This is a genomic window from Exiguobacterium sp. SH3S1 (assembly GCF_004337105.1).
Taxonomy (GTDB): Bacteria; Bacillota; Bacilli; order Exiguobacteriales; family Exiguobacteriaceae; genus Exiguobacterium; species Exiguobacterium aurantiacum_A.
This window is the reverse complement of the sequence record NZ_SJUW01000009.1, coordinates 59086-81881: the sequence shown is the minus strand read 5'-3', so window position 1 is coordinate 81881 and position 22796 is coordinate 59086. Positions and strand designations below refer to the sequence as shown.

24 protein-coding genes and 1 pseudogene are annotated in these 22796 nt (G+C 54.1%); 6 read left to right on the top strand and 19 right to left on the bottom strand.

Annotated features, from left to right (window positions below; translation table 11 throughout):
- Window positions 1-73: 73 nt before the first annotated feature.
- Complete coding sequence (locus EVJ26_RS11080) at window positions 74-1060, top strand: metallophosphoesterase family protein (RefSeq protein ID WP_070328393.1); 987 nt, start codon at window positions 74-76, stop codon at window positions 1058-1060.
- A gap of 71 nt (window positions 1061-1131) precedes the next feature.
- Here the strand turns inward: EVJ26_RS11080 and EVJ26_RS11075 are convergent.
- From EVJ26_RS11075 to EVJ26_RS11045, 7 genes and pseudogenes are all read right to left on the bottom strand, one after another.
- Window positions 1132-1260 (bottom strand): annotated as a pseudogene (locus EVJ26_RS11075) (zinc ribbon domain-containing protein); the annotation flags it as partial.
- Window positions 1261-1294: 34 nt separating this feature from the next.
- The gene (gene istB, locus EVJ26_RS11070) at window positions 1295-2083 is read right to left on the bottom strand and encodes an IS21-like element helper ATPase IstB (protein WP_131458834.1); all 789 of its coding nucleotides are present in this window, start codon (window positions 2081-2083) and stop codon (window positions 1295-1297) included.
- Window positions 2080-3366: an IS21 family transposase gene (gene istA / locus EVJ26_RS11065; RefSeq protein WP_131458835.1), complete on the bottom strand. Its 1287-nt coding sequence runs from the start codon at window positions 3364-3366 to the stop codon at window positions 2080-2082. The genes istB and istA overlap by 4 nt, the downstream gene beginning before the upstream one ends.
- Before the next feature lie 84 nt (window positions 3367-3450).
- Complete coding sequence (tnpB, locus tag EVJ26_RS11060; RefSeq protein ID WP_236635560.1) at window positions 3451-4512, bottom strand: IS200/IS605 family element RNA-guided endonuclease TnpB; 1062 nt, start codon at window positions 4510-4512, stop codon at window positions 3451-3453.
- Between the two features lie 270 nt (window positions 4513-4782).
- Window positions 4783-5292, bottom strand: a complete 510-nt coding sequence (locus tag EVJ26_RS11055) for a DUF2194 domain-containing protein (protein WP_131470424.1) — start codon at window positions 5290-5292, stop codon at window positions 4783-4785.
- Between the two features lie 60 nt (window positions 5293-5352).
- Window positions 5353-6525: an IS200/IS605 family element RNA-guided endonuclease TnpB gene (tnpB, locus tag EVJ26_RS11050; RefSeq protein ID WP_131470423.1), complete on the bottom strand. Its 1173-nt coding sequence runs from the start codon at window positions 6523-6525 to the stop codon at window positions 5353-5355.
- Between the two features lie 22 nt (window positions 6526-6547).
- Window positions 6548-7114 (bottom strand): hypothetical protein, encoded by a 567-nt coding sequence (locus EVJ26_RS11045; protein ID WP_201738365.1) that lies wholly within the window; start codon window positions 7112-7114, stop codon window positions 6548-6550.
- 642 nt (window positions 7115-7756) lie between these two features.
- Here EVJ26_RS11045 and EVJ26_RS11040 point away from each other — a divergent pair.
- Window positions 7757-10210 (top strand): sensor domain-containing protein, encoded by a 2454-nt coding sequence (locus EVJ26_RS11040; protein WP_131470422.1) that lies wholly within the window; start codon window positions 7757-7759, stop codon window positions 10208-10210.
- Between the two features lie 194 nt (window positions 10211-10404).
- On the opposite strand, the gene EVJ26_RS11035 is transcribed toward EVJ26_RS11040, so the two are convergent.
- From EVJ26_RS11035 to EVJ26_RS14570, 6 genes are all read right to left on the bottom strand, one after another.
- Window positions 10405-10851 carry an Asp23/Gls24 family envelope stress response protein gene (locus EVJ26_RS11035; protein ID WP_131458525.1) on the bottom strand — a complete coding sequence of 149 codons (447 nt, stop codon included), beginning with the start codon at window positions 10849-10851 and terminating at the stop codon, window positions 10405-10407.
- Between the two features lie 42 nt (window positions 10852-10893).
- Window positions 10894-11100, bottom strand: a complete 207-nt coding sequence (locus tag EVJ26_RS11030; RefSeq protein ID WP_131458524.1) for a DUF2273 domain-containing protein — start codon at window positions 11098-11100, stop codon at window positions 10894-10896.
- Window positions 11101-11112: 12 nt separating this feature from the next.
- Window positions 11113-11655, bottom strand: coding sequence for an alkaline shock response membrane anchor protein AmaP (amaP, locus tag EVJ26_RS11025; protein ID WP_070328388.1), 543 nt, complete (start codon window positions 11653-11655; stop codon window positions 11113-11115).
- 163 nt (window positions 11656-11818) lie between these two features.
- Complete coding sequence (locus tag EVJ26_RS11020; RefSeq protein WP_131458523.1) at window positions 11819-12214, bottom strand: hypothetical protein; 396 nt, start codon at window positions 12212-12214, stop codon at window positions 11819-11821.
- 126 nt (window positions 12215-12340) lie between these two features.
- Window positions 12341-13927, bottom strand: coding sequence for an FMN-binding glutamate synthase family protein (locus tag EVJ26_RS11015; RefSeq protein WP_131470421.1), 1587 nt, complete (start codon window positions 13925-13927; stop codon window positions 12341-12343).
- A gap of 213 nt (window positions 13928-14140) precedes the next feature.
- The gene (locus tag EVJ26_RS14570; RefSeq protein WP_255569959.1) at window positions 14141-14272 is read right to left on the bottom strand and encodes a hypothetical protein; all 132 of its coding nucleotides are present in this window, start codon (window positions 14270-14272) and stop codon (window positions 14141-14143) included.
- 128 nt (window positions 14273-14400) lie between these two features.
- Between EVJ26_RS14570 and gntK the strand changes: the two genes are divergently transcribed.
- The gene (gntK, locus tag EVJ26_RS11010; RefSeq protein WP_131470420.1) at window positions 14401-15900 is read left to right on the top strand and encodes a gluconokinase; all 1500 of its coding nucleotides are present in this window, start codon (window positions 14401-14403) and stop codon (window positions 15898-15900) included.
- Between the two features lie 160 nt (window positions 15901-16060).
- Window positions 16061-16306, top strand: a complete 246-nt coding sequence (locus EVJ26_RS11005) for a hypothetical protein (RefSeq protein ID WP_131470419.1) — start codon at window positions 16061-16063, stop codon at window positions 16304-16306.
- A gap of 94 nt (window positions 16307-16400) precedes the next feature.
- On the opposite strand, the gene EVJ26_RS11000 is transcribed toward EVJ26_RS11005, so the two are convergent.
- Window positions 16401-16919: a dihydrofolate reductase family protein gene (locus tag EVJ26_RS11000; RefSeq protein WP_131470418.1), complete on the bottom strand. Its 519-nt coding sequence runs from the start codon at window positions 16917-16919 to the stop codon at window positions 16401-16403.
- Window positions 16920-16985: 66 nt separating this feature from the next.
- On the opposite strand from EVJ26_RS11000, the gene EVJ26_RS10995 reads away from it, so the two are divergent.
- Window positions 16986-17777, top strand: coding sequence for a helix-turn-helix transcriptional regulator (locus tag EVJ26_RS10995; RefSeq protein WP_131470417.1), 792 nt, complete (start codon window positions 16986-16988; stop codon window positions 17775-17777).
- 36 nt (window positions 17778-17813) lie between these two features.
- On the opposite strand, the gene EVJ26_RS10990 is transcribed toward EVJ26_RS10995, so the two are convergent.
- A complete protein-coding gene (locus tag EVJ26_RS10990) occupies window positions 17814-18053 on the bottom strand; it encodes a type II toxin-antitoxin system Phd/YefM family antitoxin (RefSeq protein WP_131470416.1) in 240 nt (79 codons plus the stop codon).
- A gap of 220 nt (window positions 18054-18273) precedes the next feature.
- On the opposite strand from EVJ26_RS10990, the gene EVJ26_RS10985 reads away from it, so the two are divergent.
- Window positions 18274-18990, top strand: a complete 717-nt coding sequence (locus EVJ26_RS10985; RefSeq protein ID WP_131470415.1) for a polysaccharide deacetylase family protein — start codon at window positions 18274-18276, stop codon at window positions 18988-18990.
- A gap of 34 nt (window positions 18991-19024) precedes the next feature.
- Here the strand turns inward: EVJ26_RS10985 and EVJ26_RS10980 are convergent, their stop codons facing one another.
- From EVJ26_RS10980 to EVJ26_RS10965, 4 genes are all read right to left on the bottom strand, one after another.
- On the bottom strand, window positions 19025-19423 hold the full coding sequence (locus EVJ26_RS10980) for a cytidine deaminase (RefSeq protein ID WP_016507888.1): 399 nt from the start codon (window positions 19421-19423) through the stop codon (window positions 19025-19027).
- A 172-nt stretch (window positions 19424-19595) separates the two neighbouring features.
- Window positions 19596-20627, bottom strand: a complete 1032-nt coding sequence (locus EVJ26_RS10975) for a FecCD family ABC transporter permease (RefSeq protein ID WP_131470414.1) — start codon at window positions 20625-20627, stop codon at window positions 19596-19598.
- Window positions 20624-21643, bottom strand: coding sequence for a FecCD family ABC transporter permease (locus EVJ26_RS10970; protein WP_070328124.1), 1020 nt, complete (start codon window positions 21641-21643; stop codon window positions 20624-20626). The genes EVJ26_RS10975 and EVJ26_RS10970 overlap by 4 nt, the downstream gene beginning before the upstream one ends.
- Window positions 21644-21647: 4 nt before the next feature.
- Window positions 21648-22667 carry an iron-siderophore ABC transporter substrate-binding protein gene (locus tag EVJ26_RS10965; protein ID WP_201738369.1) on the bottom strand — a complete coding sequence of 340 codons (1020 nt, stop codon included), beginning with the start codon at window positions 22665-22667 and terminating at the stop codon, window positions 21648-21650.
- Window positions 22668-22796: the final 129 nt, after the last annotated feature.

Below are 22796 nucleotides of genomic sequence, written 5' to 3'. Positions count from 1 at the left end.
ACGCTGCTCTTTCCGGAAACGCGTGCTCGGCACGTATCGGACAATGTAGATGAGACTTAGAGGAGGCTGAGCCATGACCCGTTTCATTCACATCGCCGATATCCATCACGCAAGATATGACGACACGAACATCCTTGTAGAACATTCAAGTTTTGATATTCAGCGAGACAAACTCAATCAGTTGGCTCACGTCATCCATACCGAAAGCATCCAGGCAGTTCTCGTCGCCGGTGACATCGAAGTGAGCGATCCGAATGACTTCCTTCCATATTTACGAGACTGGACAAGACTCGGTGCATCCGTATACATCATCTTCGGTGACCACGATGTACATCGTTCAGTCTATACGGATGTATGGGAGACGGTTGAGCACGTCCATTGTTTCTTGGAACCCGACTACGTCTTCGATGTACGACTCGGTGCCGGTATATATGGTCTTAGTTGTGAAGCTAGACGAATTGGATTGTCTGAATCCTTTGTAACTGTGCCACAGCGACGAGACGCTTATCCGAATCTGTTTCTGACCCACGGCAATCGTACCGACTTCCCTAAAGACGTTGTCGCCTCGCTCGGCTACGACTACTATGCGTTAGGTCATTTGCATGAGTATAAACAGCCATTTACTCGTGGCGGTGTCCCGTTCGTCTACCCGGGCCATGTCTTCTCCGTCTGGGACGGAAGCGGCAAGGCTTGGACAACAGGTTACGTCATCGGGACGATTTCTCCAGACGGTGTGACCCATGAGTTCCGTCCATTCGAAGGACCGGAGACAAGACGCATCGCCTTCAACCGATTCGACCGGAATGAGGACCGGATTCGCCTGTCGCTCGATAATATCGATTGGGACAACGACGGCTGGATAACGGATGATGATTCCGTCATGCGTTTCCTCGTCTGCGCCATTTTGACACGTTATCCGGACGATTACTTCGTCACTCCGAGTGACCGAAGTCAAAACGTCACGCGCGTCTGTATGACTGGTCGAACGCTGCTTCGTAATGAAATTCGATTCGAAGATTTTTATCGTCGTTCCTTCAAGGCGACAGCGACCACCCATTGAACTACCCCCACCTACGCTTCGCTTAGAGGTGGAGGATTCCTGAGTCATCCGGTCTAACGACCGGAACCTGATCAGGCTAGCCCCGTCGTCCCGACGGTTGAAGAGGCCAAGATTCGTTCAGCCTCTCGTTTCAAGTTCAGTCCTGCGTTCACATCGCGGTCGTGGTGGATCCCGCAGCCCGGGCATGTCCACTCACGTATAAATGTCAACGTCTTTATGTACAATTTCGTTCGCTTAATAATGCTCACTATTGCTCACTTCATCAGCCACAGTTTGTTCTGACCGATGGTCTTTCAATCGATAAGAGTCCCCGGTGATTGGCACCACGGTTGCGTGGTGTAGAATCCTATCCAAGATGGCGTTTGCCAGTTTCGGATCGACGAACACCTCCTCCCATGAGCCGAAGTTGATGTTCGTGGTCAGGATCGTGCTCTTTTTTTCGTACCGCTGGTCGATGAGTTGGAAAAAGATTTTGGCGTCCTCTGCGTCGATTGGGAGATACCCAATCTCATCGATGATCAAGAGGCGATATCTGGAGAAGTGTTTCAGCTTGCTCTCCAAGCGGTTCTCCTGCTTCGCGGTCCGCAACTTTTGGATAAGGTCGTGGCACTTCGTGAAATAAGTGTTATGGCGGGCGAGCGCCGCCGTCACCCCGATTGATGTCGCGAGGTGCGTCTTCCCGACACCGCTCGGGCCTAGGAACACCACGTTCTCGTTCCGCTCGATGAAGCGAAGCGTATGAAGGTCTAGGATCTGTTCCCGGTTCAAGGACGGCTGGAAAGAGAAGTCGAACGTATCGAGCCCCTTCGGGCTGGGCAGGGCTGCCGATCGAATCATCCGGTGCGTCTTCTGCTTTTCCTGGACGTCGATTTGGTGGTTCGTGAGCTTGACGAGCACCTCGGTCAGCGACGCCCCGCTCTGAATCCCGAAGTCGATTACCTCATCGAGGTGGATAGCCATCTGATCGAGGTTGAGTGACATGAGGTTCTCTCGTAGCTGCTTGTAGCTGTTCGTCTCCCTCATGACCGGTACCTCTCGTCCATGAGCTGCAGGTTGCGCCGAGCCATCTCGTCGATGCCGCCCCGGTCGCCGACCGTCTGGCTAAGCTGTTGAAGATAATGGTGCTCCAGATAGTTCAATTTGTTGTCGCTAAGACGATGTTGGGCGATCGGTTTCGTGTTATGATAAATCCACAAGTAATCGTCATGCACCTCGAGTGCCACCCGTTCGCCTTCATATCCGGTTGGTACGGAATACTGGTTCGAGCGGTACGAGACCATGTTGGAGTGGTTCACCTTGGCCCGGGCGTGCTTGATGCGATAGGAATCTCTTACTCGTTCAGTTGGTAGCTGGAGTAGGAGGTTCCTTTCTTTTTGTAGCTCCAGAATCGGGATCTTTCCGGTCCCTTGATGGATCTCGCTATTGATTCGTCTACACAGTCTCTCGATGTAGTCGTGCAGCTCCTCGAGGTTATATTTGCCCTGGTAGGCGTGAATCTCGTCCAAGATTTTCATCGGCGCCTCGACCTTCCCTTTCGTCTGCGGCCGCCCGGCGATGCAAGGTTTCACCTGGAAACCGAAATCCTTCGCGAACTCCTCGAACCGGCGGTTCACGACGCCCTCGCCGTATCGTGTACGCGCCTCCGTCATGACGGTGCTCATATTGTCTGTAACGAGCTCATCGGGAACCCCGTCGAGTTTCTCGAACGCCTGCGTCAAAAACGAGAGGACGACATCTTGCGATTTTGACAGACTGAGGTGGAAGAAACGAAAACGGGAATACGAGAGTATCAGCACCGCCACGTTCACCTCGATCGTCTCGCCGTCGCGTGTCTCGTAACGGATTGACTCTTTCCAGTCTAGTTGCGCCTGTTTGCCGGGGGCCGTCTCGAAGCGGACGTGTTGCCCGGCTGCGGGCATTTTTTTATTCTCGTTGAAATAGGCGGCGAACTCGGGATGCCGTCTGATGTAGCTCCGGAATGTCGAGTCAGCACACTCCAACCCATGGTTGTCTTTCAGGTATTGCCAGAGGATGCGTCGATAATAGAATCGTTGCTTGGAATCCTCCGACAGGAGGGCCCGGATGATCGGATAATACGCATCGATCACCGATTCCCGGTTTCTCGTTGTTGGCTTCTGGTAGCCGTTGAGATATTTATTGACCGTCCTCCGGTCGACACCCATCTCTCTGGCGAGTTGGCTCTTGTTGATTTTCATGTTCATCTTCTCCATCATGTCATTGAATGTCCGTAGGTCCGAAAGTTCGTTTACCTCGAACGTCGTGTCTACGTTTAATTGAATTTGCATAGTCGTTCACCTCGTGAACAAGTATGCGAGAAGGAGACGAAATTGTACATTGTTATCCCAACGTTTTAGGACATCTTAAAACTATCATTTATACTCACGCAGACCAAGATGCTTCACGTCTTTGTGTTGATGGCCACAACTCGAACAGAGCTGGCTCGAGGCAAAGGTCTTGCCGACCTTCACGACGGTCTTCCCGTACCAGTCCGCCTTGTATTCGAGCATGCGGAAGAACTCCGACCAACTGACTTCGGAGATGGACTTGCCCAACTTGCGGTTCTTCTGCATGTTCTTCACCTGCAAGGTCTCGATGCCGATGACGTCGTGGTTTTTGACGATCTCGGTCGATACCTTGTGCAGGAAGTCGGTACGCTTGTTGGCGATCTTCTCATGGATGCGGGCGACCTTGCGTTTTTGTTTCTGATAGTTTCTCGCCTCGGACAGCTTGATGTTCTTGTCCAAGGCAATGAGCTGACGGCGGGAGAGCTTGCGCTGCTCGCGCGCCAGTCTCTTCTCAAGCGTGCGGAAATAGCGGTCGTTTTGGTACACCGTGCCGTCAGACAGGATGGCGAAGTTCTTGAGTCCGACGTCGACGCCGACGGTTGAGCCGGTCTTCGGCAGTTCGTCGATTTCCTGCTCGACGAGGAGGGAGACGAAGTATTTGCCTGAGGCGTTACGCCGGATTGTGGCGTTCAAGATGCGGCCCTCGACCTGCCTCGAGTTGGCGAACCGGACCCACTTCAATTTCGGCAGTTTGAGCCGGTCGCCGACGATCGACACCTCAGGAAGTTGAGACTTGCCTTGGATGTTGGTCCTGTAGGATTGGACAGGGTTCCGCTTCGACTTGAACCGTGGCCGTTCGTTCTGCCTCTTGAAGAAGCGTTCAAACGCCTCGGCCAGATGTTTGACGCTATTTTGCACAGAAGTACTATCGACCTCCCTCAGCCAGTCGAACTGTTGCTTCAAGGTGGGAATTTCTTTCGAACAGGAACCGTAGGACAAGCCTTTCCCTGTCGTCTTGTAGGTTTCTTCCCACTTCGACAAGAAGTGGTTGAAGACGAAGCGTGAACAGCCGATTGTCTTGGCAATCAGGGTTTCCTGCTCCGCTGTCGGATAGATCCGGAATTTATACGCTTTATGCTTCAACATGATGTTCACCTCCTTTAGGTATTTATACCCAAAAGAGAGATTGGCGATTCATCTCCCACTTTCACTAGGGCTTCACCCTTAACGTTTAGAAGTGGGCGTATTCTCGCCTAATTTTGATAAAGTTACGGGCGTCGTCTCAAAGAGCAAGCAGAGCAGATTTGGCAACTTGCCATGCATGACTCGCTCACGGGTCTGCCCTTGTCGCGTTTCTGCCTTTCAATACACATAACGACTCCTCTGAGATGCTCGGAGGAGTCGTTTGTTTGCTATCTACTTGGCATCACTCTTAATCTCCAGACTGACGTAAGACGTCTTCAATTTAAGTTGATACAACGTCCCGCTGTCCCCGAACGGGCGAACGTTTCCGAACGAGAACGTGCCCGTTTCCAAATATGTTCCTGCCTGCAGACGGATGAGCATCGTCGACGGAATCAGCATCTTGCGGCTGTTTATTTCAATCGTGTCCTCAGTATAAGCGACCTCGATGTCTGCTTGTTGATACAGTTCGTACTTTTGATAGGCGTCATACTGGGTGAGCGCCTCGAGATGCGGATACGTCCGGTCAATCATCTTGAACATGTCTTCAAACGAGTCTTTCATCGTCGCCCAGCCCTGTCCTTTCGAACGCCGTTCGTCCAGCACGTCGTCAGGATGGATAAAGTGCGACACGAGTCCAAAGTTCGCGATCGCGTCGACGACAACGAACTGGTCGTCTATCGTTTCATTATATCCGCTCGAAATGCGCGGAAAGTTATATAAGTGTTCTTGAACTACCCCCACCTACGCTTCGCTTAGAGGTGGAGGATTCCTGAGTCATCCGGTCTAACGACCGGAACCTGATCAGGCTAGCCCCGTCGTCCCTACGGTTGAAGAGGCTAAGATTCGTTCAGCCTCTAGTTTCAAGTTCAGTCCTGCGTTCACATCGCGGTCGTGGTGGATTCCGCAACCCGGGCATGTCCACTCACGCAGACCAAGATGCTTCACGTCTTTGTGTTGATGGCCACAACTCGAACAGAGTTGACTCGAGGCAAAGGTCTTGCCGACCTTCACGACTGTCTTCCCGTACCAGCCGGCCTTGTATTCGAGCATGCGGAAGAACTCCGACCAACTGACTTCGGAGATGGACTTGCCCAACTTGCGGTTCTTCTGCATGTTCTTCACCTGCAAGGTCTCGATGCCGATGACGTCGTGGTTTTTGACGATCTCGGTCGATACCTTGTGCAGGAAGTCGGTACGCTTGTTGGCGATCTTCTCATGGATGCGGGCGACCTTGCGTTTTTGTTTCTGATAGTTTCTCGCCTCGGACAGCTTGATGTTCTTGTCCAAGGCAATGAGCTGACGGCGGGAGAGCTTGCGCTGCTCGCGCGCCAGTCTCTTCTCAAGCGTGCGGAAATAGCGGTCGTTTTGGTACACCGTGCCGTCAGACAGGATGGCGAAGTTCTTGAGTCCGACGTCGACGCCGACGGTTGAGCAGGTCTTCGGCAGTTCGTCGATTTCCTGCTCGACGAGGAGGGAGACGAAGTATTTGCCTGAGGCGTTACGCCGGATTGTGGCGTTCAAGATGCGGCCCTCGACCTGCCTCGAGTTGGCGAACCGGACCCACTTCAATTTCGGCAGTTTGAGCCGGTCGCCGACGATCGACACCTCAGGAAGTTGAGACTTGCCTTGGATGTTGGTCCTGTAGGATTGGACAGGGTTCCGCTTCGACTTGAACCGTGGCCGTTCGTTCTGCTTCTTGAAGAAGCGTTCATACGCCTCGGCTAGATGTTTGACGCTGGTCTGGACAGATGTGCTATCGACTTCTTTTAGCCAGTCAAACTGTTGCTTCAAGGTAGGAATTTCTTTCGAACAGGAACCGTAGGACAAGCCTTTTCCTGTCGTCTTGTAGGTTTCTTCCCACTTCGCTAAGAAGTGGTTGAAGACGAAACGTGAACAACCGATTGTCTTGGCAATCAGGATTTCCTGCTCCTTTGTCGGATATATTCGGAATTTGTAAGCCTTATGCTTCAACATGATATTCACCCCCTTTGGGTATTTATACCCAATGGATAAACAATTCAGAGTCTAGCGGCAGATCGACATAGCCCGGGAAGAGTTCTCGTTCAAAGATAAGCCCGTTGACCCCGTCCAGAAAGTCCCCGAAATCGCTGACGCCGACGAGGTCGGCCCACTTCGCATCGATGAAACGTCCGGCGATATAGAGACGCCCCCCTTGTTCGACGAACTGTTTGATCGTCTCGTACGGCCACTGCTCCGTGTTTTCCCCGCTCAAGACGAGCACGTTATGCGGTGACGGGGCGAGCCCCTCGATTTGTGCAGCCGTGATCGATGTGTATGGGAGTTTGGCGTAGTCGAGCGCGTATTTGAGGTTCGTCAAAATCGCCTCGGACAATTCGTCCTCGTTTTGATGAATGTAGATATCGATCAGCTCTCCTTCAAGTTCTCTGCTCTCACCCACTAGCGTCCTGAACTCTCTCGCTTCATGGGTTTTGGTCGGAATCAACCGGTGACCATAGTCGAGTCTAAGCAACTGGACAAATAGAATTCCGACCAAAAGTAGCGAAACTAAGGCAGCGACATAGCTGATCATTGATTTGTTCACCAGACTGCACCTTCTAACCGTCTAAGAATGAACCGCCTGTCTTCTTGGATGGTGCTTTCCGGCACCATATCTTTCATTCGGTCAAGCAACGGGCGAAGGTCAGCCCCTCCCCCGTCTGCGAGCACAAGTTGCCCCGAGCTCAAGGGACAAGGTCGATTTATCCTCACGTTTCGTCCGTGGCATGCATGTCACCGCACGAGCCGGGTCGTCGATCATGTGATAGCACATCGCTTATATGAATTCCATGACCGTTCCTTAAATTAGGTGTATACTTTGAGACGCATGATTTACTTATTTTCGTGTTATGGGTATGCTGGTCTGTCGGCTGACACGCTCAGTGCTTCGAATCACAGTCTGGCTACGCTTACTCCGCTATCATTATATGGAAATAATATACATCGAAAATATATAGTGTGATGTCATTCATGTTGGTGTATACATATAAACGATTGCCCGATTCTTCTAATATCGCGACGCTTTAGGTCTATTTTCCCGTTTTCCCGACTCTTCACTCAAACATATTTACTACTCGTCAAATTATGCGTATATTTGTAAACGCTGCTGTTTTTGTAATGATTGGAAATAAAAATCTGGAATGTTTCACCGTTCCTGACTCGATATATTCAGATTAAGGAGGAAACTATGACTCGGTTCAACTGGATCAATCCGCTCAAATCTCGATTGGCTGCCACTGACTTACCGATCGCACTCGCTGACGCCACGAACGACCGCCACTTCATCGAAGGACACCTCGACCCGGTCTTCTTGCTCGACATCCACGGGAACATCGTCGACGCCAACGAGAAATTGTCGCTCTTGCTCGGCTACACGAAGCGTGAGCTGTTCACACACTTCGCCCGCTTCACGACCGAAGCAGACGCCGAACGGATCCAAACGTATTTCGCAAGCGCCCTTTCAGGAACTGAAGAGACATACACATGCATGGCGAAACAGAAGGACGGCCGCATGTTAAAGCTGCAAATCACCAACATCCCTGCCTATAATAACCACTCGATCGTCGGCGTGTACGGGATCGCCCGGGACATCACGCAAGACGACCGCTTAAAGAGCGAGGTGGAACGGCTTCGCGACTTATACAAGCACGTTGAGGCGTCCATTTACCGAAAAGATTTACGGACCGGTAAGCTCGAGTTTTATACCGCCGGATTTGAGACGTTGTTCCAGACGGCACCGCAAGCGATGAGCGAGGACCCGACATCTTGCCATCACGTGATCCATCGGAACGACTTGGCCAAAGTCCGGGCCGCCCATACAAGTGTCGAAGCGGGGCAGGAAACGACCGTGCTCTACCGGACCAACTTTACCGACAGCGTCAAATGGGTCGAGGAACGCCTCATCCCGAAGTTTGACGACGACGGTACGGTCATGGCCGTCATCAGTATCGCCCACGACATCACCCGTCTGAAGACGCAAGAAGAACAGATCTGGCAGCTCGCCATGCACGACTCGCTCACCGGTCTGCCGAACCGGAGCCTGTTTCTCCATGAGCTGGACGAACGGATGGAGCAATACGAGCACATCGCGGTCCTGACGATCAGCTTCAACTCGATTCACCGGATCAATCACGACTTCGGCTACACCGTAGGAGATGACTGGATCGCCGCGGCGACGTCGGCCCTGCTCCATCGATTGCCGAACGGCAGTTTCGTCGGTCATCTCGGGGGGGACGAATTCATGTTGCTCTTGCCCGATGTCACGGACGAGCCCTCGTTGATCATGAACTGCCAGTCTTTGCTCAAGCTCGGGGAGAAACATATCCAAGTCGGCCCGTACGAATGGCGCCCGCCCGTCTCGATCGGGGTCAGCCGCTATCCGCATGACTCGACCGTCGCCGAAGAGCTGCTGCAGTACGCCAACACGGCACTCGGCCGGACGAACTTGCCGGGCATGGACCGGTTCGTCTTTTACGCCTCGAGCTTCAATATCGACTCGTATCGGCGACATCAGCTCGGCAACGATCTGCGTCGCGCCATCGAAGAGGACGAACTCTTCCTTGAATTCCAACCGAAAGTCGACGCCTGGTCGGGCCGGATCGTCGGGGCCGAGGCGCTCGTCCGCTGGCAACATCCCGAATGGGGACGGATTCCGCCGAACGACTTCATCCCGTTGTCTGAAGAGAGCGACCTCCACATCCAACTCGCCGATTGGGTGCTCCATCATACGTGCGCCCATCTCCGCGATTGGCAGGACAAAGACCTCCCCGTCGTCCCGGTGTCGATCAACGTGTCACCGAAACGACTGTTACATGGGCACTATGCCGAGACGGTCACGCGGGCGCTCCGCCGCTATACGCTCACGCCGTCGCTGCTCGAGATCGAGATACTAGAGACCGATGTCTTGAGCGATAATCGGAAGATTCACGACACGCTCGAACAGCTCGACGCCGCCAATATCCGTGTCGCCCTCGACGACTTCGGGACCGGCTACTCGTCACTCTCTTATTTGCAGCAGTATCCGATCAAGACGATCAAGATCGATCAACAGTTCGCCGCTGACTTGCATGAGAACAAGAAGTCACAGGCGATCGTGCGGACGATCCTGTTCATGGCCGAGGAGTTTGCGATGGACGTCGTCATCGAAGGCGTCGAGACGCTCGAACAACTCGATGTCGTCCGACGCCTCAACTGCCGCATCGTCCAGGGCTACTTGTTCAGCCGTCCGCTCGGCGCCGAGCAGTTCGAACAGGCGCTCGAGGACCGCTTCCTAGCGACGACGGAGACGGTCGGCCCAGCCGTCACGCGACAAGCGTTCTCGCTCGAGGCGAGCGTGACGATCCACAAGTTCCACGACCGGGAGCTGTCGATCGGCTCGACCCCGATCCTCGTGACGAAGATCGGGCTGCAAGGGCTGTATTTTCACGCCCGGGTCCGCCTGCCGGTCAGCGAGGCCATCGAATTGAAGATCTTCTTGCCGCAAATCGGTGACAAGACAGAGCTTCTCGTCCGACTCGTCCGTGTGACCGAGCTCGAAAGCGGTCTATTCGAATACGAGGCGAGCTATCTCGATACGAGTGAATCGCACCGCATCATGATGACGCTTCAACAAAAAACGCAAGTCCCGAAAAGCCCTTTGTGATCAGTCGAACGTACTGAACAACCTCCGTTTTGTCCGAGCATCCTTTTTCCTTGCCCGTATCCTGTTTTGGACAGGCTACACGTAGCTAGACTTTAAAAAGAAAACAGGGTAGTGTCATCCCACGCGGGACGACACTACCCTGTTCAAAGTATTTAAAGTTTTTCCGCTGGGAAGCGTCACCTATGTGCTCCTCGTCAAACAAGATCACGGCTCGGCTCGGTACCTTCTTCACTCGATTTACTTTTCGCATCGAACTCCGCCCGCGTCATGACGTCCTCGACATGCATATTCACCTCGACGACATCAAGGCCGGTCATGTCATGCATCGCCTTCTTGATTTTGGCGACGGTCTCGTTAAAGATGCCCGGTATACTCTTTCCGTATTCGACGATGACCCGTAAATCGAGCGCGACTTGATGTTCGCCGACTTCGGCGTCGATGCCTTTCGTGATGTCCTCTGTACTCCGGAACCGGTCTGCGAATCCGCTCATGAAGCCACCGCTCATCGACAAGATGCCTTGGACCTCACCAGTCGCAAGTCCCGCAATCTTTTTGATGACTTGGTCTTCAAACGTCAACTTGTTTTGACGCACCGTTTCGTCTGACGCGCTCTTCTGGACATTCGTGTTTTCGCTTTGCATAGCCCTTCTCCCCTTCCTAATCCTCGAACTGACTCGTTCCGTTTACTTCCGCGTGAAAAATGACACCCATTCGTCTACCCGAAGCACACCGTCCGCCCACTTGCCGAGTAAAAATCCAACAAACGCCAACGACACGATGAGAAGCGTCTGGCCGAAGCCGATTGTCAGGAACAGTACCGCAATGACAATCCCGACAACGACTCCGAGCAGACGGAATCGGTAAGGAAACAACATCGTTTTCACATCCATCACAGCACCTCCTTATACGACTCGTTCTGACGTTTGACGTTTCGTATCTTGAATGTGGAGTGACACGTCAGTCACCGGCAATTCAAGCAATGCTTCAAGCCGCTCTTTCACGTGCGTCTGAATCTCTTTCCCGAGCGTCGGCAGCCCGTCACGATTGAAGACCGAACAATCGATATGGACGTGGACGCTCTCTTTCTTTGAATCGATGTCGACTTTGACGTCCGGCGTCCGCACGCCTTGGAACGTCTTCAACGATTCGTACACCATCTTCTCGATCTTCTCGGTCGAGATGGTGATTCGCCCTTCCCCTGTCTCGATCGTATATCGTTCCGATTTCGATTTGGCGATGAGTCCGGTCAGAAGCATCAAGATAAACACAATGCCAAGGAAAATGGAGATTGCGAGGATGGTGTATACGTACTCGTCTTGATTTTGCCACCGTTCTAGATAGGAACTGAGTCGTGGGACGTCATAGACTCCGAGCAACAGCACCCCAACACTGACCAACCCGACAATGCCCGTGATGACCAAAATGAATCGATTCAATCCATTCATGCCCCTATCCCCTTTACGAATAGCTTATTTCACGACATAACGTTCATTCTCTCTCTATGTATATACTTAGTATATACTTAATAATTTCCCTTTCAGACGTGCATAAAACATTTCACGTTATGAACTTGAAGATGGTTTGACGACAACCAAAAAGAAGCCCATGTCAGGCTTCTTCATCGTCCGGAATGGTTATTTTATCGAACTGTTCGTCGCGACAGAGCGTGATCGCTTGCATCGCGAGCTGATAGTCCTCTTGCGGCAGGCTGATCAGTTCCGTCGGCAGCACCCATTCTTTATGGTTGTACAGATGGATGACAAGTTTGACGAGGACGAGCTCGCCCTTATCGAACGTATTGTCGTCGATGATTGTCGATGTGTTGATTCTCCCTGTCTCGAGGTTGACGTACGGCAGCAGAATGTCACGCACCCGCTCGTTCCCCGCGATCACATACAGCGCCGAGAAATATTCTTTCCCCGCCGCCCCTGGGTCTTCTAACCGCCGTGCCAGTTGTTTGAACACGCGATAGTGGTCAGCCGACAAAAATTCGATGTTGTTCATAGTGTTCAGCCTCTCTATCCGTATTTCGCTAGATATGTATCATTTCCACGCTTTGTCAAAACATAACCCTATCCGCAGCCTATTCCGCAATTTTCACATTTCGCAATGACAAAAAAGCGGCAGCTCTTAGCCGTCGCTCGTCCCGAACAGTTCGGTCCCCGGCTTCACCCGTCCGTCGTCATACTTATAGATGATGTGCTCGGCCGAGAACTCGGTCGGTATCGTGAGCCCGGCCGCGGCCGTCAAGTTGTACAGCCCTTCGCGAAGCGAGATGATATAGTTCGTCACCCGGAAGCTCTTCTCGTCAACGACGAGCGCCCGTTGCAGCTTCGGGTCCGTCGTCGCGACACCGACCGGGCACCGGTTCGTATGACACACTTGTGCCTGGATGCAGCCGACGTTGAACATGAGGCCGCGGGCGATGTTGACGAAGTCCGCGCCGAGGCCTAAGGCGATGGCGACTTTATCGGCCGTCACGAGCTTGCCGGAGGCGAACAGTTTGATCTTGTCGCGCAGTCCATGCTCGACGAGGAGACGATGGACGTACGGCAACGCGGCGTGAAGCGGCAGTCCGACCGCGTCCGCGAGCTCTTGATACGTCGCCCCGGTCCCGCCTTCCCCGCCGTCGACGGTGATGAAGTCCGGATATCGATCGGACGTGGCCATGGTGGCGATCAAGTCATGAAGGTCATCGAGCCGACCGACGACGAGCTTGATGCCGACCGGCTTGCCCCCGACGTCGCGCAACCGTTCGATGAAGGCGAGCATCTCCGTGTTCGTATGGAACTCGTTGAACCGGTTCGGGCTGTCGATGCTGACGCCGACTTTGACGTTGCGGATCTTGGCGATCTCCGGCGTCACTTTCGTACCTTCGATGTGGCCGCCCCGCGTCTTCGCACCTTGGGCGAGCTTCAGCTCGAAGGCGCGCACTTGTTTGATGGCACTCTTCTCCTCGAACGCCTCCCATGAGAACGCCCCGCCCTCGGTACGGACACCGAACAATGCCGGTCCGATCTGATAGACGAGGTCGACGTCCCCTTTCAAGTGATAGTCGGACAAGCCGCCTTCCCCGGTGTTCATCCACGTCCCTTTCGCCCGGCCGAGACCAATCGAGAGCGCGCTGATGGCGTTCTCGCCGAGCGAGCCGAAGCTCATCGCCGACTGACCGATGAGGCCGCGCACTTGGAACGGCTCCCGGCACGTGTCTTTGCCGATGACGGGCGCGTCTGCAAGCGGCAACAAATACGGTGACACCTTTTGCTCGACGATGTGCTCTTTTCGCGTGAACAGATTGTCGGCGTCGAGATGATACATATGCGTCGTCACCGTCTCGTCTCGGGCAATCTTCAAGTCGGTCCGTTGCGTCGGGAACAAGGCGTTCTGGACGTAGAAGCCGTTCGCGTCGAAGTCCCGTTCCGACCCGAAACCGATGAGCCGCGACTTATATTTCCCGGAAATGACGGCCGACTCGTACTCGTTCCGCGAGAACGGCGTCGCTTCGTTGTCGTTCGAAAATAGGTATTGGCGCAGCTCGGGGCCGATCATCTCGAGGATGTAGCGGACCTTGCCGAGGAGCGGGAAGTTGCGGAGGACGGCGTGCTCGCGCTGATTGCGGTCTTTCATCCATAAGTAAAACAGCAGCATGAACGGCATCGAAATCAAAAGCACCATCAATATGAGCAGTACGACCAGCATCGTCGTATTGAGCGACATCGTCCTCTCTCCTCCCGTAGCGTTCGGTTGTCCTTATCCGATACCACGTCGGGTGAACGATGAAACAGCTCATTCATCGTCTCCTAACTTCCCGTCGTTCCAATTGCCGAGTTGCTTTCCTTGTCTCGTCTTGTCGATCAGGTTGCGAAGCGTCGCCTGAGTGTCCCGTCCACATTCTTCACTTGTCCGTCGATCCAGCCGAAACAGAGTGCCTCATACACTGACTCGAATATACTCCATCCCTTCGCCCTTGCGGAACTCGACCCAAAGCTCGCGCTCGTCAGGATGATCCTGCAGCCAGTGACGGAACGTTTCTGCCGTCCCAAAGTATCGCGCTTCGCTCACTTTCCTCCCTCCCCTTTGCTAACAGTATTCCCCTATGCGAACGGTTTCGCGTCATCCAATCAGGGAATTAGACAGTGTCAGGTGCAACGATTGTCAGGTTAGCCATTCTGTTATAAGGAAGTGATTGTGTGTACACCATTGGCGTCGACATCGGGACGACGAGCACGAAAGCCGTCCTGTTTCAACATCACCAACAACTCGCGGTACATAACGTGCTGTACCCGCTCCTCACCCCGGACACGGAGACAGCCGAGCAGGACCCGGTCGTCATCTACGGAGCGGTGCTTGAAGCAGTCAGTGCCGTCCGGGCGCAAGCCGACGGTCCGATCCGCTTCGCTTCGTTCAGCTCGGCGATGCACAGCTTGATCGCACTCGATGATACAGGGCGTCCGCTCACGAACAGCATCACCTGGGCCGATAGCCGGGCCAACCCGTACACGCAGGAGATCAAACGCGACTTTGACGCGCGCGCGCTCCATATGCGCACCGGCACACCGGTCCATCCGATGGCGCCGCTGTCGAAACTGCGTTGGTTAAAAGCGGAACATGCGGACGTGTTCAAGCGTGCCGCCAAGTTCGTCTCGATCAAAGAGTATGTCTTCTATCGCCTGACCGGACGCTTCGTCGTCGACCATTCGATCGCCTCGGCGACCGGTCTGTTCAATTTGAAGACGTGCGACTGGGACGCGGAGGCGTTACATATCGCCGGCGTCACACCGGACCAACTGTCCGAGCTCGTCCCGACGACCGAGATCATTCAATTGAAGCAAGACGTGCGTGAGACGCTCGGCTGGGACTTCCCGCTCGTCATCGGGGCAAGCGACGGCGTGCTGTCGAACCTCGGTGTCGGGGCGTTCGAACCGGGCGTCGTCGCCGTCACGATTGGGACGAGCGGTGCCATCCGGACGGTCGTCCGTGAGCCGGTCGAGGACCCAAAAGGCCGGATCTTCTGTTACGCCTTGACCGACAAGCATTGGGTCATCGGTGGACCGGTAAACAACGGCGGCATCATCTTGCGTTGGCTCCGGGACGAGTTCGCGGCGAGCGAGGTCGAGACGGCGAAACGGCTCGGCATGGACGCTTATGACATCCTGACCGATATCGCCGAGACGGTGCGGCCGGGTGCCGACGGGCTGTTGTTCCACCCGTACTTGATGGGCGAACGGGCCCCGCTCTGGGACTCGAACGCGCGCGGCTCATTCTTCGGCCTGAGCATCCACCATAAGCGTGAGCACTTCATCCGCGCTGTCTTAGAAGGCGTCATCTTCAACTTGTACACGGTCATGCTCGCACTCGACGAACTGACGGGCGCACCGAACCGGATCCATGCGACGGGCGGTTTCGCCCAGTCGAAGCTATGGCGCCAGATGATGGCCGACATCTTTGACACGCCGGTCGTCGTGCCGGAGAGCCATGAGAGTTCGTGCTTAGGTGCGGTCATGCTCGGCGAGTATGCGTTCGGTGACATCGACGACTTCACGGCGGTGCCGCAAGTGACGCATGAGCACATTCCGGACGTAGAGGCGACGACAATCTACCGGGAGTTACTCCCGATTTATATTCGCTTATCGCGTCATTTCGCGGAAGAGTATGAAGCGATTGCTGCGTTTCAGCGGAAGCATGTATAAGAAGAGGCCAAGTTCATCGTGAACTCGGCCCTTATATTGGTTAAATCAAACAACTATGCTAAATATGGGCTTCAAATGGAAGAAAGGCATGATATACTTTTTCTCAGGACTACCAACCACATATTTCCATTCTGAATTATAAGAGACGAGGCAAAATCGAATGAGTGACGAATTGAGTAGTGTACTTGAATCTTTATTTGCGGCAATCCCTTTTCTCGTCTTTGGCGTATTGCTCATTAAATCAAAAGATCAGACAAAATCCAAAGAAACAGGGACACCGACAGATGGAGTTGAAATCTTGTTTAGTTTCTTTCTCTCTTGGTTCAGTCCAAAAATCTTAGGTTACGCATTCGTCTTACTCGGTCTATCATTTGTCGTGATCACATTTCTTGTAAACTTCTTATAAGCTATTTCAATGATGAAACGTCACATGTCGTTTTATATTATCCATGTGACGCTTTTATAGACTAAGTCGACTCTTTGAGGGTCGACTTTTTTGTTTATCGTTCGTACGTAACCATAACGAACTGTCCCGACGCACGTTGTCTCGTCAGTTTCAACTTCGTCTCGTTCGTGCCTTCTGGGAAGAGCGGAATCCCTTCGCCTAATACGACCGGAGCGATGGCAATCTCATAGCTGTCGATCAGGTCGTGCTCCATCGCTGCTTTGATAACCTCGCCTCCCCCAACAATCCAAATATCTCCGTCGACGTCTTGTTTCAATCGTTCGATGAGCTGCTCGATCGGCTCGTCCGTGAACGTGACGTGCTCGGCTTCCCGGTCTGGGCTCCTTGTCAAAATGTAGTTCGGGATGTTCGCGTACGGGTAATGATTGTCCTCGAGCCGGAGCACTTCCTCATACGTCTTCCGCCCCATGATGACCGCACCGACCGTCTTGAAGAAGTCGGCGTAACCGTTGTCCCCTTCCCCTTCGATTTCGAACAACCAGTCGAGCTGATCGTTCGTCCGAGCGATCTTTCCATCTAAACTCATCGCGATATATACGACGACGTTTGCCATGATGTATTCCTCCTTGGTTCGTGATACATTCAGCTTAATCGACAAACACGACAAAACATGACGGGAATGGTTCATTTGAAAAAACGACATTTGCAGTTGATCCGATTGCTCAACCGGGGACGACGCTTCACGGCGGACGAACTCGCGACAGAGACGGGTGCCTCGGTCCGGACGATTCAACGGGACATGTTCACGCTTGAAGAACTCGGCTATCCGATATGGAGCGTCCCTGGCACGGGCGGCGGTTATGAGATGTTGCCGAACCGCTTGTTGCCCCCGCTCCAGCTCCGGGAACAAGAAGCGGTCGCCTTATATCTCACGCTCAAATGGATGGAACAGATCCCGGACGTGCCGTTCGGCGACATGCGCGACACGCTATCCGACTGGTACGTGAACGAGTTGCCACATGATCTTGAGACGAAAATCGCCCGGCTCGAAAAGAACATCCTTTGGCTCGGAAACAAGACCGTCCCATCGGCCCCCTTCACAAAAGACGTGTATGAGGCGGTCGAACGAAAACGAAAAGTCGAGATGACGTACGCGACGACGAAAGGACAACGGACGTTCACAATCGAGCCGGTCGGGATGGCGCTCCTCAACTTCAAATGGTACGTGTTCGGTCGATCGGACTATGGATTGCGTCAATATCGGATCGACCGGGTCGAAGCGCTACGTCTGCTTGAAGACGTACTACCCGATATCTCGGAAAAGAATGAGTGGGTCGTGCCGGAAGCGGAACTCTCCTTCTTGTCGCGGCAGTTGCTCGCGGCCGGCGCGGAAGTCGAGGTCGTGGCACCGCTTGAATTGCGAGAGATGATGCGGGAGCAGGCAAAAAGATTATGGGATCTATATCAATAGAAAATGGACTCATACCGGCAAAGGTGTGAGTCCATTTTAGTTCGGTCGAGTGTTTACTAGTTGAAGCTGTCGAACAGATTCCTGAAGTCGCTCAGCATTTTTCGGACTTTGCAACAAATACATCGTTTCCATCAACCGGTTGTATTCTTGCTCAGGCATGATGACCGCATTCCGTCCATTTTTCCGAGCGATGGTGATTGCTCCGCTATTGTCGCGGACTTGATTAAGGACTTTCTTCAAGTTTTTCCGCGCTTCATTATAAGCAACCGTAGTCAACTGATTCACCCCTCTCTCATATCGCCTTTACCTTGTTATACCCAAAAACGACTGGTGACTTCAAGAGTATCCAGTTCTTCAAAACACCGTCAGCCATCAACTGAGACGAGCAACGCGAATCATCCATTTCTCGTAAAAAAATATGCTGTTTGACCTTCTAATCGGGTAAAGGATAACGTATATTTCATGCCGGCACCGTCTAGTTAGGAGGGTTTATACGATGAAGAAGAGCTTGATTTTGTTCGTGTTGGCCTGTCTGTTGCTCAGCCCGTTGTCGCCAGCATCCGCGGCGACAACGAAAGCGTACAACGACCGCAGCCTCATTTATTTGACGTTCGATGACGGGCCGCATCGTCAGACGGGCGCGTTGCTAGACGTTTTGAGGAAGCATAAGGTCAAGGCCACGTTTTTCATCCTCGGCAACAATATAAAAGGCAATGAGAAACTGCTGAAGCGGATCGTCGCCGAAGGACACCTCATCGCTCTGCACGGGATGACGCACGACCGTCATAAGTTTTACCGGACGCCGACGACGGCCGTGCGCGAGATGCAGACGGTCCAAAAGCTCGTCTTCCAAGTGACAGGCGTCAAATCGAACATCGTCCGCACCCCGTACGGCAGCAATCCATACATGACATCAGCACACCGGCAAGCAATGGCGAAAGCCGGCTTCCAAATGTGGGACTGGAACGCCGACAGTCTAGATTGGCGCTATAAGAGCGATAATCGTCGCGTCCAAAATCAAGTGTTCGCCCGGCTCAACGCGAACTACAAAGCGAATATCGCCTCCATCGTCCTCGTGCACGATCACTCGATCACACCGGCTACGCTCGACTACATCATCCGCCATTCCAAAAAACGCGGCTATGAGTTCCGGACGCTACAAGGCATCAAAACCCCGCACAACTTCTTCAATAAATGGAAACCAAAGCAGTAAAAAATGCCGAGTCACGTGGACTCGGCATTGCTGTTTACATTTCGAGCTCTGTGAACGCGAGCGGAACGAGTTCCTCGAGCGTCACTTCTTTGACGTCGGCGTTGCCGTTCGTGAGCAACACTTTAAAATCCGGGTCACCGAACTCGACGAGCACTTGGCGGCAGATGCTGCACGGCGGCAAGAAGTCGACCGTGTCACCTGACACCGCGACGGCTTCGAAGTCACCTTTTTTATAGCCTTGCGCGATGGCCGTGAACACAGCCGTGCGCTCGGCACAGTTCGTCGCTCCGAACGAGACGTTCTCGACGTTGACGCCGTCGATGACCGTTCCGTCCTTCATGAGCAACGCTGCTCCGACGCGGAAGTTCGAATACGGTGAGTAGGCGTTCTCTTTCAATTGACGGGCGCGCTCGACTAATTGTTGTTGGTTCATGGGATCATGTCCTCTCTGACTCAAAATGAACTGATGCCAGTTCCCGTGCCTCGATTTTTGGGCAGGATTTCTAGCATACACCTCGTACTTGAGACAAGTCAACATTTTTTTGTTGACGCTTTCACCTAGACGAAACAGGAGCCGTGTCCCACCCGACACGGCTCCTCTCTCGTTACAACTCCCCTCTCCGGTTCATCCGGATCAAGAGGTAAATCAAATACGGCGCGCCGACCATGCCGGTGATGACCCCGACCGGATAGCGGACGGTGAAGGCGAACTGACCGATCAGATCGGCGGCGAGCACGAGGACGACGCCGACAAGTCCGGCCGGAATGATCGTCGAGCGCCCATCCCCGACGAGCCGTTTCGCGATTGGCCCAGCGAGGAAGGCGATGAAAGCGATCGGTCCGGTCGTCGCTGTCGCCAAGGCGAGCATGAGCACCGAGGCGATGATCAAGAGCACCCGGGTCTGGTTCGTCTTGATACCGAGCGACGTCGCCGTCATCTCCCCGAGCTCTAAAATCTGCAGCTGCCGGCTGAGGCGGAGGATGACCGGGAGACAGAGGGCGACCGCGAGCATGAGCGGCGGTAACGTCTCCATCTTGACCCCGTTCAAACTGCCGCTCAGCCAACGCATCGCCGTCCCGACATCGTTTTGGCGACTGATGAGCAATAAGTAGTTGATGACCGCGGTCAGCATCGCTTGGATGCCGATCCCGACCAAGACGAGACGTCCGATCGAGAAGACGGCGCCTTTTGATAAGACGTAGAGCACGATGACCGTCGCGAGTCCCCCGATGACCGAGATCATCGAGACGAACGTGTTGCTCGCCTGCAAGACGACGATGCCGAACACGGCGGCCGCACTCGATCCTGTCGTGATGCCGATGACGTTCGGGTTGGCGAGCGGGTTTCTGAGCATCGTCTGGAACACCGTCCCGGCGATGCCGAACGCGAGTCCTGAGAAGACGCCAGCGAGCATGCGCGGCAGACGGATCGTGCCGACGGCGAACGACGCACCCGGTACTTGTTCCCCGAACAAGACACGGACGACATCCGCGACCGGATAGATCGTGTTGCCGAGCATGAGCATCGTCGCGCTCAAGGCGAGCACGAGCACGAATAGTACGAGTGTCACGAACACCGTCCGCTGCCGGCGCTTGCGACTATTGTGAATGATAGGTTGAACTGACTGCTTCATCATAGGCCACGCACCTTCACTTTCATCGTCAAGGCGATCAAAATCGGTGCCCCGACGAACGCCGTGACGATCCCGACTTCAAGTTCGCCCGGACTGCCGAGCAAACGCCCGACCACATCGGCGAACGTCAACAGGATGGCACCCGATAAGGCTGACATCGGAATGATATACCGTTCATCCGGCCCGAGCACGAGACGGATCAAGTGCGGGGCCAACAGACCGATAAAGCCGATCGGACCGGCCAATGCCGTCGCCGCGCCACACAAGATGACACCGGCGAACGAAGCGATGACTTTTAACGAACCGATCCGGACCCCGAGTCCCGTCGCCATCTCTTCGCCGAGCGCCATGATGTTGAGTGACGGGGCCGCGAAAATGGCGATAAAGATGCCGGCGATGAAGAACGGGAGGAACGTTACAATCGAGTCCATCGTCCCCGCCCCGACGCTGCCGACTTGCCAGAACCGGAACTGGTCCATGACGTTCGAGCGCGGGATCATGATCGCCATGACGAGCGAGGACAAGGCCGCACTCGTCGCCGCCCCGGCCAAGACGAGCTTGAGCGGGGTCGAGCCGCCCCGCCCGAGCGAGCCGATACCGAACACGAACGCGGCCGTCAAGAGTGCACCGACGAGGGCGAACCAGATGTAGTCGCCCGCAGTCGAGATGTTGAAGAACGCGATCCCGACGACGACGAACAGCGCCGCGCCCGTGTTCACCCCGAGAATGCTCGGGTCGGCGATCGGATTACGTGTCACCGACTGCATCAAAGCACCCGACACACCGAGCGCCGCGCCGCACATGAGACTGAACAGCGTCCGCACGACCCGTTGCCGGACAATGTCCGCTTCATACGACTGAACAGCCGGACGGAATAAACCGTCAAGCAGTTCATCCCATCCGACTGTCCGTGAGCCGAAAGCAAGTGAAGCGAGCATGCAGACGACGAGCAGGACGATCGATCCTACGAGCAGGAGCGGGAAATGTCTCGGCGTTTGCAACTTCTTCAGCGTATTCATATGATTACTCGACTTTCCCGATCGCTTCTGACACGAGCTTCAAGTAGTCGTCGATCGTGTATTCGATCGAGAGCGGTGACGGTGTCCCGGCAGCCGCGAGCGGCGTGTTGTCTTCGATCATGACGACCGATCCGCGCTCGATGGCCGGTACTTTGCTGTAGAGCGGGTCCGCTTGAAGTGCTTTCAACGTCTCTTCGTTACCATAAGTGACGAAGAGGTCGACGTCGTTCAAGATGTCAGCGTTCTCCGAGCTGAGCTCGAGGTAGAAGCTGTTCTCGTCTTTAATTTGGTCCGTGATGTTTTCTGGGTACTCCATACCGAGTTCTTCGATGAAGGCGCCACGCGGGTCACCTGTCGTGTAGATGTAGAACTTCGAAAGGTCGTCCGGGCTGAGCGCGATGAAGGCCGCTTTCTTGCCAGCCATGTCCGGTACTTCAGCCGCTTTGTCAGCGATGAGTTTTTCTGTGTCTGCGATCAACTGTTTGCCTTCTGCTTCCATGCCCATGGCGATCGAGTCGTAGAGGACCGTGTCCTGCCATGATGACACCCAAGGCGTTTTTTGGTAAGCGACGACCGGTGCGATCTCGCTCAACGTGTCGTAGTCTTCTTGCGTGATGCCTGAGTAGGCAGCCAAGATGACGTCCGGCTGTGAGTCAGCGATCGCTTCGAAGTCGAGACCGTCTGTGTCTTGGTAAATGTTCGGGTTGTCTTCCCCGAGGTCTTTTAGCTTCTCAGCCGTCCATGGCAACATGCCGCTGCCGTCTTGGACACCGTAGTTCGCAGCCGAGAAACCGACTGGGACGACGTCAAGCGCGAGCGCGACGTCTTGGTTCGCCCAAGCGACCGTCGCAACGCGTTCCGGCTTCTTGTCGATGACCGTCTCGCCTAACGCGTGTTTGATTGTGATCGGATAGCCTTCCGCTGTGTCTGTCGATTCATCGGTCGTGGCCGCGTCTTCATTGTTCGAGCCGCATCCGGCGAGCACGAGCACGAAGGCAGACATGACGATGAACATATGTAGCATCTTTTTGTAGTTTTTCACGTTCTGATCCCCTTTTCGTATGACAATGCCGTTTAATCGACATTGATAATCATTATCATTCATGAGTATAGGCTGAACGGCTTGACATTGTCAACGTGAAATACGCAAAAA

Coding starts and splice junctions, on each gene's coding strand:
- EVJ26_RS11080 (WP_070328393.1), top strand. CDS start 74: ATGACCCGTTTCATTCACATCGCCGATATCCATCACGCAAGATATGAC.
- istB (WP_131458834.1), bottom strand. CDS start 2,083: ATGAGGGAGACGAACAGCTACAAGCAGCTACGAGAGAACCTCATGTCA.
- istA (WP_131458835.1), bottom strand. CDS start 3,366: ATGCAAATTCAATTAAACGTAGACACGACGTTCGAGGTAAACGAACTT.
- tnpB (WP_236635560.1), bottom strand. CDS start 4,512: ATGTTGAAGCATAAAGCGTATAAATTCCGGATCTATCCGACAGCGGAG.
- tnpB (WP_131470423.1), bottom strand. CDS start 6,525: ATGTTGAAGCATAAGGCTTACAAATTCCGAATATATCCGACAAAGGAG.
- EVJ26_RS11040 (WP_131470422.1), top strand. CDS start 7,757: ATGACTCGGTTCAACTGGATCAATCCGCTCAAATCTCGATTGGCTGCC.
- EVJ26_RS11035 (WP_131458525.1), bottom strand. CDS start 10,851: ATGCAAAGCGAAAACACGAATGTCCAGAAGAGCGCGTCAGACGAAACG.
- EVJ26_RS11030 (WP_131458524.1), bottom strand. CDS start 11,100: ATGGATGTGAAAACGATGTTGTTTCCTTACCGATTCCGTCTGCTCGGA.
- amaP (WP_070328388.1), bottom strand. CDS start 11,655: ATGAATGGATTGAATCGATTCATTTTGGTCATCACGGGCATTGTCGGG.
- EVJ26_RS11020 (WP_131458523.1), bottom strand. CDS start 12,214: ATGAACAACATCGAATTTTTGTCGGCTGACCACTATCGCGTGTTCAAA.
- EVJ26_RS11015 (WP_131470421.1), bottom strand. CDS start 13,927: ATGTCGCTCAATACGACGATGCTGGTCGTACTGCTCATATTGATGGTG.
- EVJ26_RS11005 (WP_131470419.1), top strand. CDS start 16,061: ATGAGTGACGAATTGAGTAGTGTACTTGAATCTTTATTTGCGGCAATC.
- EVJ26_RS11000 (WP_131470418.1), bottom strand. CDS start 16,919: ATGGCAAACGTCGTCGTATATATCGCGATGAGTTTAGATGGAAAGATC.
- EVJ26_RS10995 (WP_131470417.1), top strand. CDS start 16,986: ATGGTTCATTTGAAAAAACGACATTTGCAGTTGATCCGATTGCTCAAC.
- EVJ26_RS10985 (WP_131470415.1), top strand. CDS start 18,274: ATGAAGAAGAGCTTGATTTTGTTCGTGTTGGCCTGTCTGTTGCTCAGC.
- EVJ26_RS10980 (WP_016507888.1), bottom strand. CDS start 19,423: ATGAACCAACAACAATTAGTCGAGCGCGCCCGTCAATTGAAAGAGAAC.
- EVJ26_RS10975 (WP_131470414.1), bottom strand. CDS start 20,627: ATGATGAAGCAGTCAGTTCAACCTATCATTCACAATAGTCGCAAGCGC.
- EVJ26_RS10970 (WP_070328124.1), bottom strand. CDS start 21,643: ATGAATACGCTGAAGAAGTTGCAAACGCCGAGACATTTCCCGCTCCTG.
- EVJ26_RS10965 (WP_201738369.1), bottom strand. CDS start 22,667: ATGCTACATATGTTCATCGTCATGTCTGCCTTCGTGCTCGTGCTCGCC.